Origin of the sequence: Tateyamaria pelophila (assembly GCF_019966495.1) — a bacterium.
Classification (GTDB): Bacteria; Pseudomonadota; Alphaproteobacteria; order Rhodobacterales; family Rhodobacteraceae; genus Tateyamaria; species Tateyamaria pelophila.
Genome location: NZ_JAIMIA010000126.1, coordinates 1 through 12,131, shown reverse-complemented (window position 1 = coordinate 12,131; position 12,131 = coordinate 1). Strand labels below are relative to the sequence as shown.

Genomic DNA, 12,131 nt, shown 5'->3' with positions numbered 1-12,131 from the left:
AACGCATGATCTTCTCTCCTGAATTTTGAAACCATACCGCCACAGCGGGTTTCAAAATTCAGGAGAGAAGATCAGAGAAAGATTCGCTGAAGCGGACCGGCTAGAAGCCGGTGGCTTCGATCCATTAGGTGGAAAGTGAATCAGACAAAAAGCTTCCTGTGAATCCCTTTCGATTCAGATCAAACACAAAACGCTTTAGTGCCTCAGTACTCTCAATGAATTCCATCTGGATCAAATCCCTCTTGCCGCATCAGCGCATCTGACCGCCCTTCGACTTTCGCCTCAAGCTCGGACAGGAAAACCTCCCGCGTCAGGCCCGGGGGGATCGGCGCCAAGAACTCCACAACTGCGGTTCCGGGTTTGCGCAAAATCCCGTGCTTTGGCCACAAGACGCCGACATTCGTCGCCACCGGAACACAGGCGTGCGCGAATTGTTCATAGAGCACAGCAGTCCCGACCTTGTAGGGCTTTTTATCCCCCGGTGCCACGCGCGTTCCCTGCGAATAAATGATCAACTGTCCGGCATTCGCCCGACCTTCCGCCACGTCCTCCACCATCTTGCGGATTGCAGCACCACGTTTGCCCCGATCAACTGCGACACAATCCAGACGTTTGGCATAGAACCCAATAATCGGCGTCCACAGGATTTCGCGTTTCATAATGAATTTGGCGGACGGCAGGGCCGTGAAAATCATCATGATATCGAGAAAGGACTGATGTTTTGCCGCGATCAGCACCTCGCCCGAAGGCACGTCACCACGTACCTCGGCTCGAATGCCCACCATCCAGCGCATCGTCCAGAACACCCAACGGCTATAGGCCTTGCAACAGGCCCGCGCACCTTCCCGACTGAAGACGGCATAGGGGACATAGGCCAGCCCAATCACCAGCATCATCGCGTACATCTGCGCTATGAACAGAACGGAGCGGAGGTATTGCATCACGAAATCGTCCTCAATGCCCGACCAGCAGCATAAGCCGTGGCCACAAGCGCAATTGCGCCAGAAATGAAGGGGAGCAACAGTGGCACCAGCCACCCCGCGCCCTCAAAGCCGATACCGGTCAAAAAACCGGGCCCGTCGCCCCCCGTCGGCATCAGCCACACCGCCAAGAGGCCAATCACCACACCCGCGACCGACCCTGCAAATGCCCGCCAGGTAAAGCGTCTGACAAAGGCCTGCGCGATATAGCTGTCCGTCGCACCGACCAAACGCAACACACGGATCACCTGCGCGTTCGCAGCCAGTGCCGCGTTGGCGGCCAGCGTCACCATCGCCGCAACCGCGGCAAGGATCAGCACCGCGGCCCCCCAGCCAAGCAGCCTCAGCCGTTGGGCGGCGGCCAACAACGGTGCCCGCCAGCGCCCGTGATCGTCCAGAATGGCCCCCGGCACTTCCGCCGTCAGACGCAGTCGCAGACCGATCGGGGCAAAGCCCTCCGTCTCGGACGTAATCTCGATCAGGCGCGGTACAGGCAGCGTATCAAGCGGCAGGTCCTGTCCGAACCACGGGGCCAGCAGCGCTTGTTGTTCCGCATCCGTCAGGGCACGCGCCTCCGCCACGCCCGGTGTCGTTTCGAGCACGCGCAATGCGGCGGCTGTCTGCATGGCACGTTGATCCAGCGGCGCCACGATGCGGATCGTGGCGGTTTGCGCCAACTCCTCTCCCCATCGTGCCGCAAGCCGTCCGCTTGCCAATGACAGCGCCAGCGCAAAAACGGCAAGGAATGCCATGGCGGCAGATGTAAACAGCGTCAGCTGAGCCGTAAAACCACTGGGGGGCACGACCCGGTCTGCCTGACGATCCCCTTTCAACAGGGCCGGAATTGAGCGGATGCCGATGATCACAAATCCGCCCCCGCCAATTGCACCCGCCGGTTCGAGATGCGCAAAACGCGGGCCTGTACCTGTGCCTTGGCGGCCCGGATCAGCGACAGATCATGGGTCGCAAGCAACACAGTCTTGCCCATTCGGTTCAACTCGATCAGCAACTGCAACAGGCGTTGGGACATATCCCAATCCACGTTGCCTGTGGGTTCATCCGCCAGCACCACATCCGGTGACATGATGACGGCCCGTGCCAAGGCCGCGCGCTGACGCTCGCCCCCGGACAACTCGGGCGGCAATCCGGTTGCACGATCTGTCAGGCCAACCCAGGTCATCAGTTCGCCAAGATCGGGGCCCGCCACCTCATCATGGCGGCCCGACACGGTGAGCGGCAAAGCGACATTGTCGGCCACGCTCAAGTGATCCAAAAACTGCACATCCTGATGAACCACGCCAACCTTGCGCCGCATCAACGCCACCTGATCGCGCTCCAGAGTGCGCACATCAGCCCCGAACACCCGGACATGGCCCGCCGTGGGCAACAAGGCACCGTAACACAGCTTGAGAAACGTCGTCTTGCCGGCCCCCGACGGACCCGTCAGAAAATGAAACGATCCCGGGGCCAGTTTGACGGTAATATCCGACAAGAGCTCGCCCCCGCCGTAACTATAGGCCACATTCTCCAGCTCGATCACGCCTGTATCCGTCCTGTTCGACTTGTTGGACCTGTTGTGCCTCAGCATCATCTGGGTTTCAATCTGAATGCCCCATGGGTCCGCTCGAACTTATGCCTTTTCTGGACCGGAGCTACAACATATGGTGGATTCAAGAGTGAGACAGGGAACGACATGCGGCTGATTTGCCCCAATTGCGATGCGCAATATGAGGTTGCGGATGATGTGATCCCAACCGGCGGACGGGATGTGCAGTGTTCGAACTGCAGCCAGACCTGGTATCAACTTCATCCTGACAATCTGCCGCCGCGCAAAGAGGCAAACGACGCGCCCGCTGACAAGGCCAAACCCGTTGCCCCATTGTCAAAAGGTGCAGAGCCTGCACCGGTCTCGGAGCCTGTGCGCCGCACGCTCGACCCATCGGTTGCGGATATCCTGCGACAAGAAGCGGAACTGGAAAGCAAGGCACGCGCCGCAGCGGCCGGATCTCTGGAAAGCCAACCAGATCTGGGCCTTGACAGTGGCATGGACCCAAAAGACGTGCGCGCCCGCAAACCCCGCGTGGAGACCGCCCCTGCCCATGGCAAAGAGATTGACACCAAACCGGTGTCAGAGACACCGGCGGCCACCACGCCGCCCGGATCGCGCCGCGACCTGCTGCCCGACATAGAAGAGATCAATTCCACCCTGCGGTCGACCAGTGACAGACAGTCCGGGACATCCGCAACACGCAGCCATTACACGGATGATCTGCCGCAAGAAGACACCAGTTTCGGGCGTGGTTTTGTCCTGACGATTCTCTTGGCCGTGATCTTGATCGCAATTTACAATTTTGCACCGCAGATTGCGCAATCCCTGCCACAGACAGATCCTTACCTCAGCACTTTTGTCGCGCAGGTCGATTCCGCCCGGTTGTGGCTGGATGGGCAGGTGGCGAGCGTGTTGACATGGTTGGATAATGTCGCCACGGCCCAGAACGCCGAATAATAAGCCGCTCGGTGCCGCAGCACCGCGCAGCCTCAGAAGCGATCCAGCAAGCGTTTGAGATACTCCAGCTCGACATCGGGGCGTTCACCCTCGCCCGACCGACGGCGAATTTCATCCAGCAAATCGCGGGCCCGGCGATAGACATCTTCGCCCTGCAACAGCCCTTCATCAGTGCCGATGCTGCCGTTTGATCCCGGGTCACGGCCGAGCGGATCCTGCGCCTCGGCCCGACGGTCGCTGTCGGACATGCCCTGGCCCTGCTGGCCGTTTTGCTGTTCCTGTTGCATCGCTTCGCCCAGGGCGCGCATGCCTTCGCGCAACGCCTCCATCGCCTGCGATTGGTTGTCGATGGCCTCGGCGAAGTCACGCTCGCGCAGCGCATCCTCGGCCCCGTCCATTGCACGGCCCGCGCGATCAAGCGCATCACGCGCCGCATCGCCTTCGGGCGTTCCAGCGCCCGGCAGGCTGCCTTGTTGGCGGCGCAATTCGTCACGCAAGGCTTGCTGGCGATCCGCCAGCGAGCCTTCGCCCTGACCTTCGCCCTGGCCCTGTTGCTGGCCTTCACCGCGCTGCTGGCCATCACTTTCTTCGCCCTGGCCCGGTCCGCCCTGACCTTGTTGCTGCCCTTGCCCCTGACCGCCATTGCGGCCTTCATTGCCTTGATTTTCGCCAGACTGACCGTTTGGATTGAACTGTTCCTGCAAATCGCGGAATGCCTGATCGCTCAGGCCTTGCTGATCGCGCAATGTTTCGGCCAAACCTTCCATCGCCTGTTCACCCGGGCTTTGCCCGCCTTGGCCACCCTGACCCTGTGTCACGCGCATGTTCTCAAGCATTTCCTGCAATTCTTGCAACGCCTGCTCAGCCTCGGCCATGCTGCCCTGTTCCATCAGTTCCTGAATACGATCCATCATCCGTTGCAGATCGTCCTGATTCATCTGCATCGCGTTCGGGTCGGAGGGTTGTCCGTTCTGCTGGTTTTGCTCTCCGTCCAGCTCCGCCTGACGTGACAACTGCTGCATATAGTCTTCGGTGGCGCGGCGCAGTTCGCGCATCAATTCTTCAATTTCGGCCTGGCTGGCCCCGTCCCGCATCGCCTGGTTCAGACGTTCCTTGGCGCGGCGTAACCTCTCCAGCGCACTGGTCAGATCACCTTCTTCAATCGCAAGGGCCAAATCCCAGAGGTCTTGCGCCAATCCTTCTTGTTGTTCGTCGGTCAGGCCATAGCTGGCCAGGGTCTCAAGGCGGTTGATCGCACGGCGCAACCTCAACTGGTCCACTTCCGTGCGAAACGCGTCATCGGGGCGGTGCGACACGGCGCGCAAAATCTGGCTGATCCGGGTGGAATTGCCGCGCGACCACAACAAATCACGCCGTTGTTCAATGATGGCCGCTGCCAACGGATCGAAAAAACGCCGCCCCGGCAACACGATTGCCCGCGGCGGCGACTCGGCCTGCTGCTCGGCTGCATCAAGCACGTTCAGCGTGATGGTGACTGGCAGATTGGCCCATGGATGCTCCGAAAAATCCTCGATCAGGCTTTCCTCGAACGCCTTGCGGTCGCCCGCAATCGGCATCGGCAAGGCAACCGTGATCGGCGCACGCGGATCGGGCTCGATGGTCAGACCGTGGCGGCGGTCAACTGCGCCGAGATCAAGCGCGATACGTGCCTCGCCCGCTTCGACACCGTAGTCGTCGGAGGCTCCGAACGGCAGCGTCATTTCGCCGAGTGCATTTGCTTCGGGGTCGCCCAGGATGACGACATCCGGTGCGTTATCCGGTAAGATCGTCACGGCCCACGTGCGACCACCCGGCCCGTTCACGGCAATCTCGCCGGATTGCACGACTGTGAAATCCTGCTCCGGCGCGGATGCAGGCGGCAGCTCGCCCATGCGGCCCGAGACGGTCTCGGCGACCGTAAGCGCACCAACTTCACCGTAAAGCCGCAGGGTGATCAACGTCCCGGCGGGCACATCCAAGGCGCCATCCGCGATGTCATTGAGGTAGATCGTAGGCCGCCCGGTGTAGCGCGGGCTTTCCGCCCAGCCTTCCCAGACAGGGCCCGAGGCCAATGCGTCACCGGCGCCCGGTGCCATGTTCGACACAGAGCCAACCCGCCAGATCGAGCCAAAGATCAACGCAACCGCAAAGGCCACCACGGCCACATAGCGCAACGCATAAGGATCACGGCGCGCAATACGCAGGTCGGCCGGAACGGCCTCTGCCTGAGCGGCGCGATCCGCCATGCGCGCCTGATGGGCCCGCCAGACGGCCAGTGACGCATCATCGCTGCCGCCAATGGCTTGCGTGTCCATCAATGCCTGAATGGGGCGTCCCGGCAGTGTTTCATCCAGCCGCGCGAGCGCATCCGCACGCGACGGGATCCGAAACCGGGCGAAGGCATAGACCAGTGTCGCAATCGTGGACAAGACGGCGACAACAGCCGCCCCCCAGACCACTTCGACCAGCACGCTGTCCTGAAGGCCCAGCATCAGCACAGCCAGCACTCCAAGGCAGACCGTCACCAGCGGCCACGTCGCCTGCCACAGACTTTCGGCGAACATACCCGCCCGCGTCAGCCGCAAAGGCCAGCGCAGCGCGCTTAGTCCACGTCGAACGTCATGCGGAGAGATATGAGCCATGCGTGATGCGTCCCTTGTCGGCGGCACGGCGCACCATAGCGCCTAGAGCCATTTAGGAATGGTATCGCGATTTATCATTTCGTCAAATGTCGGACGTGCGCGGATCACCGCGTATTGATCACCATGCACCAAAACTTCCGGAATCAGGGGTCTTGTGTTGTATTCGCTGCTCATTACCGCGCCATATGCACCGGCCGAGCGGAACGCGACGAGCGCTCCGGTCTCAATCGAAGGCATCATTCGCTGTTTGGCAAACGTGTCACCAGATTCGCAAACCGGCCCGACAATGTCGATGGGCGCCTGTTCGGTGCCGGGGGCGGGCTCGATCACCGGGATGATATCGTGATAGGCATCGTACATCGCGGGGCGGATCAGGTCGTTCATCGCGCCGTCAAGGATCAGGAAATCGCGGCCCTCGCCGGATTTCACATAGATGACCTTGCTCACCATCAATCCCGCATTGCCTGCGATCAGGCGCCCCGGTTCGATCTCGATCTCGCAGCCCAGATGGCCGACCGTGCGTTCGATCAGCTTGCCATACTCGATGGGCAGCGGTGGCGCCTCGTTCGTCCGTTCATAAGGAATGCCCAGGCCGCCACCCAGATCGAGACGGCGAATATTGTGACCATCTGCGCGCAACTGCTCAGTCAGTTCCGCAACTTTTTGATAGGCCGCCTCGAACGGGGCCAATTCGGTCAGCTGCGACCCGATATGCACGTCGATGCCGATCACATCGAGATGCGGCATGGCCCCCGCCATTGCATAGACCTCGCGCGCGCGCGCAATCGGAATGCCGAACTTGTTCTCGGACTTGCCGGTGGCAATCTTGGCATGGGTCCTGGCATCGACATCCGGGTTTACGCGGATTGTGATGGGCGCGATGACCCCAACTTCGCCTGCGACGCGGTTGAGCACGTCCATCTCAGGCTCGGATTCCACATTGAACTGACGGATGCCGCCGGTCAGGGCCATGCGAATTTCGTCCGCCGTTTTGCCTACGCCGGAAAACACGATCTTGTCCCCGGGCACGCCCGCGGCTTTGGCGCGCGCATATTCGCCGGCCGACACGACGTCCATACCCGCCCCTGCCTGCGCCAGCGTCTTGAGGATCGCCTGATTGCTCGCCGCTTTCATGGCGTAGCACACGAGGTGATCCATATTCGCCAACGCTTCGTCGAACAGGGTGAAATGGCGCAGCAATGTCGCCGTGGAATAGACATAAAACGGGGTGCCAACGGCCGCCGCGATCTCCGCGATGGCAACGTCCTCGGCGTACAAAGCGCCGTTTTTATACAGAAAATGATCCATGCTGTGCGCCGTTTATAGGCGCGTCGCAGTCAGATCAATTGGGCAAATGGACCCCAGCACCTAGCGCCTCTTTTTCATTGCCGTTTTCATCCGTTCCACCTGGTTTTTCTGGCGCGCCACGACGCGCGCCCAGATCGGTGCGAGATCAGGGTTCTGCACCCCCCTGCGCGCCGCGAGCTGGTACAGCATATGCGCCGGGTTGTCGTTACACTCCAGCACCTTCGGACCTTCGTTCGTGACGGCAATGTCAAATCCACAAACCCCAAATTCAGGGAATACGGCGTGAGCCTCCACCGCAATCTCCAGCGTTTCTGACCAGAATGGCAATGTTGTACCCACCAATGGTTCATTCGAGACGGGGTGCTCGGCCAGCATCTGCGCACCAGGGCCTGTGCCACGCAGACATGCCTTGACGGCTCCGCACTCGAGATCGAGGTCAGCCAACAGGCTGCCATCTTGCCAAAAGTTGTCGGACATCGCCGTCGGTGCAGGCAGTTTCCAGATGGCATAGGCCGGTTTGGGGCCACTGCCATCATTGGCCGTCAGAACACGCACGCATCCGATTGCGAGGCCAGCGATGCGCGCCATGTCCGCCTGCGGATCAAGGGCCGATTGCAACAAGAAACCGCCGGGATAGCGGGTCATGACCTCTGCCGTGAAGTCAGCCAGATTTCGGGCATCGCCATTTGCCAGACGCAGCACATCACCGTCGCGCGCATCGATTCGCACCGATCCTTCGGACAAGGACCCAAAATAGGGTTTTCCAAAAATGGGGTAAACGGCCTCGTCCCGCAGAAACCGTATCAGAGCGTCCGCGTTGCGCAGGACGGGAACCTTTCCCGCTGATAAATGACCACTGGCCATGGCCTGCGTGCGCGCGGTGGGAATGCCCAATTGTTCGAGAAGTTGGGTGTAGAGCAATTTGTTACCTACAAAGGACCGGGTCGGCACCGCAATCGGCGGGTTCATCATTGCATTGAGCACATTTGTCCCGCCCTGCCCCAGAAACTCGCGCTTTTGAGCCATCGGAATGGCCGGATCATACAAACGCAGGCTGTAATACTCGTTCGAGCCCAACTTCTGTCTGCCGCTGCGCATGGCGAAAATTTCGCGCATCTGCCTCAATGGGTGCACCCCATGGTCCTGCATGACCTGTGCGATCGTCGCGGATTTCGGCTTTTGGGGCGCGCCGGGCCCGGTCAACAACGCGCCCTCAGGCGCGTTCATGCTTGCGTCGCTCATTTTGTCGCCCAGATCTGATCACAGTTCACGTACTGCTATCAAAGAATGTACAACCAAAATGACAACATCGTGGCGCGCTCTTGCCCGATCTAGGTAAAATTCAAACGATCGGGCGCGACCTCAGAAACAAATACAAGGGCAGACCACAGCTCACGCCGATGCAAAACGTCGCCGGAATCGCCAGCAAGGCCAGCCAGTTGCGCCGCACCGAGACTTCGGCAACCACAAAAACGGTCAGGGCAATGGCCGCGATGGTCAAATCCCAGACCAGCCCACTGGTCGCCGCGTTCACATGCCATGCGTCCACCATCGCCATGATGTCATAGCCATTGGCGTTGAACCACGAGATGAAATAATACATCGGATGGATCGCGCCCCAGACGGCAAGGCCCAGATAAATCATACGTACCGGTGACATGGTTCAGAATACTCCAACGCCGACACTGATCGGCCCTCGGGTCAGACCGATGGTGCCGCCTGTATAGACTCCGTCTGAACCGACCGCGACATTCAGATCGGCGGAGGGTTGTAGCGGTTCGCCGTCGACGCCGCAGGCGACAAGGCCCAGCAGCGCGATAACGGTTGCAATCCGGATCATGACATCACCTTTCTCCAGCGAGCGACCTGCGACCGCACCTGAGACGGTGCAGTGCCCCCGTAAGATGTACGCGATGCGACCGAATTTTCCACGCCCAAAACGTCAAAAACCGCGTCTGTGATGCCGTCATGGGCGGATTGCATCTGCTCCAACGTCAAATCGGGCAGGTCACAGCCCTGCGATTCGGCCAGTGCCACAAGGGCACCAGTGATGTGATGTGCGTCCCGAAACGGCAGGCCCAGCACCCGCACCAGCCAATCGGCCAGATCGGTCGCAGTGCTGAAGCCGGACCCTGCAGCGGCGGCAAGGCTGTCGCGATTGGCGCTCATATCCCGCACCATCCCGTCCATCGCTGCCAGCGCCAGCATCCAGTTGTCGGCGGCGTCAAAGACCTGTTCCTTATCTTCCTGCATGTCTTTGGAATAGGCCAGAGGCAGCCCTTTCATCACCATCATCAGCGCCGTATTGGCACCAAAAATGCGACCCACCTTGGCACGGATCAATTCGGCCGCATCCGGGTTTTTCTTTTGCGGCATAATCGACGATCCGGTCGAAAAGCGATCCGACAAGGTCACGAACCGGAACTGGGCCGAGGACCAGATCACCAATTCTTCCGCAAAGCGGCTCAGGTGCATGGCGCAAATGCTGGCTGTGCTCAGAAAATCTAGCGCAAAGTCACGGTCGCTCACCGCGTCCAGCGAATTGGCTGTCGGCCGATCAAACCCCAAAGCCTCTGCCGTCATGTCCCGATCGATTGGGAAGGACGTGCCTGCCAGCGCCGCCGCCCCCAACGGACATTCATTCATCCGTGCCCGCGCATCCCGTACGCGCGACAGATCGCGGCCAAACATCTCGACATAAGCCATCATGTGATGGCCCCACGTCACCGGCTGGGCCGTTTGCAGATGGGTGAAGCCGGGCATGACCCAATCCGCGCCCGCCTCCGCCTGATCCAAAAGGGCCGCGATCAGCGACAACAACGCGCCCTCGGCGGCATCAAACTGGTCCCGCACCCACAGTTTGAAATCTGTCGCCACCTGATCATTGCGCGACCGGCCCGTGTGCAACCGCCCCGCAGGTTCGCCAATCAAATCCTTCAGCCGCGCCTCGACATTCATGTGAATGTCTTCCAGGGCCGTCGAAAACTGAAACGTTCCGCCTTCGATCTCTGACAACACCGTGAGGAGGCCTTCACGGATCGCCTCCACATCCTTATCACTCAAGATGTTCGTCGCGGACAACATCGCCGCATGGGCGCGCGAGCCTGCAATGTCCTGGGACGCCATGCGCTGGTCAAAACCGATCGAAGCGTTAATTGCTTCCATGATCGCGTCAGGGCCCGCGGCAAAGCGGCCGCCCCACATTGTGTTTGCGGATTTATCGGTCATGAGATGGCCCCACTGAGGAAGAGACATGAAAAGAATACTTGCTGCCGCCGTCTACCTTGCCCTCGCCTTGGGTGCAATTCCCAGCCACGCTGACACGGCAGCCGCCGAGGCGCTGCGCACCGGAGACATGAAAAAGCTGGTCTTTCACAGCACGCCCGAAGCCGTTTCAAATGCAGCCTTCCAACTGGCAGACGACGCAGGCACACAAACGCTCGAAGCCTATGAAGGCAAATACGTGCTTCTGAACTTCTGGGCCACGTGGTGCGCGCCATGCCGCAAGGAAATGCCGATGCTGTCGGAACTGCAAACAGAGTTTGGCGGCGACAGATTCGAGGTCGTGACCATCGCCACCGGACGGAATTCGCCGGCAGGGATCAAGAAATTCTTCAAGGAAACCAATATCAGCAACCTGCCGCGCCATCAGGACCCCAAGCAAAAGCTGGCAAGCCAAATGGGCATTTTCGGACTGCCGATCACGGTCATCATAAACCCCGAAGGCCGTGAAATTGCACGCCTGCGCGGAGATGCAGACTGGTCCAGCGACAGTGCAAAGGCCATCATCAAAACGCTGATCGCCGACTCTGCGAGCTAGTGCATCAATTTCGTTTGCGAGTATCTTCTGCTCCAACCGTCCTGCAGATCGGGAAGGATGGAACATGTCGCTTTCGGATGGGGCGGTGCGGATTTCAGATTGGCGCTATGCGCTTAAAGACTTGAAAGGTTTTATCGTCACTGTGTTCACATGGTCTGAGCACCGCCCATGCATTGCTGTGTTCATGGGCGGCCTGCTGTCTGGGATGAAGCGCAAGACGGGCTTGATGCGCGCGGAGGAAGCCGAGCCGATACGGCCCTATCGGATTCAGTCCTTTGCGGGCCAGCCGTTCAGGTTGGCGGATGCGTTCTGTGAGTGGGTTCGGAACCATGCGATTGAGGCGCTAGGCTCCAGACACATTGTGACCTGAGGCCTTAAAACTCCTCCAACTTTGAGTAGGATCCGTTCAGCAATTTGCAAACAGGTTATGAAGAGATCACGGTTAAGCGAAGAACAAATTACAATAGATCAAGAAGCAAAGAGGGCAGCGTCCCGACCGCTGAGGTGTGCAAGAAGCACGGCAACAGCACCGCCTCTTTTTGCGAGTACAAATCGAAGTTTGGCGGGATGGATATATCGGATACGCGCAAGCTGAAGGTACTTGAGGATGAGAATGACAAGCTGAAGAACCTGCTGGCAGAACAGATGTTCGACAATAGCGGTTCCCTAGGCCGTTCACTGTCGTTTGCTACGAAGCGAATGCTAGTGTTCGCACGCTGCATTGCCAATTCGAAGTAGAAAATAGGATAACCGCTCAAATGACATGTGCCAGCGTTCCCATCATAAAGTCACGGTTATAGTGAAGGACCACCGGCTGACGCCGGAGGCATCATTTGTCGGAATGTAATTCCAGGTACTGCTTGATGACATCGTCT

At 59.6% G+C, this 12,131-nt stretch carries 13 protein-coding genes; 4 read left to right on the top strand and 9 right to left on the bottom strand.

All coding sequences use genetic code 11. From position 1 onward, the window contains the following. Nucleotides 1-212: 212 nt before the first annotated feature. The 3 genes from LC354_RS23170 to LC354_RS23160 are packed head-to-tail and all read right to left on the bottom strand — an operon-like array spanning nucleotide 213 to nucleotide 2,520. Complete coding sequence (locus LC354_RS23170) at nucleotides 213-941, bottom strand: lysophospholipid acyltransferase family protein (protein WP_223428348.1); 729 nt, start codon at nucleotides 939-941, stop codon at nucleotides 213-215. Beyond that, a complete protein-coding gene (locus LC354_RS23165; protein ID WP_223428350.1) occupies nucleotides 941-1,840 on the bottom strand; it encodes a cell division protein FtsX in 900 nt (299 codons plus the stop codon). Before LC354_RS23165 ends, LC354_RS23170 begins: the two co-directional genes overlap by 1 nt. 2 nt (nucleotides 1,841-1,842) lie before the next feature. Then, nucleotides 1,843-2,520 (bottom strand): cell division ATP-binding protein FtsE, encoded by a 678-nt coding sequence (locus tag LC354_RS23160; protein ID WP_223428346.1) that lies wholly within the window; start codon nucleotides 2,518-2,520, stop codon nucleotides 1,843-1,845. A 153-nt stretch (nucleotides 2,521-2,673) separates the two neighbouring features. Here LC354_RS23160 and LC354_RS23155 point away from each other — a divergent pair, with 153 nt between their 5' ends. After that, nucleotides 2,674-3,486 (top strand): zinc-ribbon domain-containing protein, encoded by an 813-nt coding sequence (locus tag LC354_RS23155; RefSeq protein ID WP_223428338.1) that lies wholly within the window; start codon nucleotides 2,674-2,676, stop codon nucleotides 3,484-3,486. A 32-nt stretch (nucleotides 3,487-3,518) separates the two neighbouring features. On the opposite strand, the gene LC354_RS23150 is transcribed toward LC354_RS23155, so the two are convergent. The 6 genes from LC354_RS23150 to argH form a co-directional block, all read right to left on the bottom strand. Further along, the gene (locus tag LC354_RS23150) at nucleotides 3,519-6,128 is read right to left on the bottom strand and encodes a TIGR02302 family protein (RefSeq protein WP_223428336.1); all 2,610 of its coding nucleotides are present in this window, start codon (nucleotides 6,126-6,128) and stop codon (nucleotides 3,519-3,521) included. A 42-nt stretch (nucleotides 6,129-6,170) separates the two neighbouring features. Next, nucleotides 6,171-7,436, bottom strand: a complete 1,266-nt coding sequence (gene lysA, locus LC354_RS23145) for a diaminopimelate decarboxylase (protein WP_223428334.1) — start codon at nucleotides 7,434-7,436, stop codon at nucleotides 6,171-6,173. Nucleotides 7,437-7,496: 60 nt separating this feature from the next. Then, complete coding sequence (locus tag LC354_RS23140; protein ID WP_223428333.1) at nucleotides 7,497-8,678, bottom strand: sugar-transfer associated ATP-grasp domain-containing protein; 1,182 nt, start codon at nucleotides 8,676-8,678, stop codon at nucleotides 7,497-7,499. Between the two features lie 100 nt (nucleotides 8,679-8,778). Further along, nucleotides 8,779-9,096 (bottom strand): DUF2834 domain-containing protein, encoded by a 318-nt coding sequence (locus tag LC354_RS23135; RefSeq protein ID WP_223428331.1) that lies wholly within the window; start codon nucleotides 9,094-9,096, stop codon nucleotides 8,779-8,781. A gap of 3 nt (nucleotides 9,097-9,099) precedes the next feature. Further along, the gene (locus tag LC354_RS23130; RefSeq protein ID WP_223428329.1) at nucleotides 9,100-9,276 is read right to left on the bottom strand and encodes a hypothetical protein; all 177 of its coding nucleotides are present in this window, start codon (nucleotides 9,274-9,276) and stop codon (nucleotides 9,100-9,102) included. Then, nucleotides 9,273-10,664, bottom strand: a complete 1,392-nt coding sequence (gene argH / locus LC354_RS23125; RefSeq protein ID WP_223428328.1) for an argininosuccinate lyase — start codon at nucleotides 10,662-10,664, stop codon at nucleotides 9,273-9,275. Before argH ends, LC354_RS23130 begins: the two co-directional genes overlap by 4 nt. Nucleotides 10,665-10,689: 25 nt before the next feature. Here argH and LC354_RS23120 point away from each other — a divergent pair, with 25 nt between their 5' ends. The 3 genes from LC354_RS23120 to LC354_RS28155 all read left to right on the top strand — a co-directional run bounded on the left by LC354_RS23120 (nucleotide 10,690) and on the right by LC354_RS28155 (nucleotide 11,994). Further along, entirely contained in the window at nucleotides 10,690-11,256 is a 567-nt protein-coding gene (locus tag LC354_RS23120; protein ID WP_223428326.1) for a TlpA family protein disulfide reductase, read from the top strand. A 64-nt stretch (nucleotides 11,257-11,320) separates the two neighbouring features. Then, on the top strand, nucleotides 11,321-11,626 hold the full coding sequence (locus tag LC354_RS23115) for a hypothetical protein (protein ID WP_223428324.1): 306 nt from the start codon (nucleotides 11,321-11,323) through the stop codon (nucleotides 11,624-11,626). A 44-nt stretch (nucleotides 11,627-11,670) separates the two neighbouring features. Then, nucleotides 11,671-11,994: a transposase gene (locus LC354_RS28155; RefSeq protein WP_223428323.1), complete on the top strand. Its 324-nt coding sequence runs from the start codon at nucleotides 11,671-11,673 to the stop codon at nucleotides 11,992-11,994. Nucleotides 11,995-12,131: the final 137 nt, after the last annotated feature.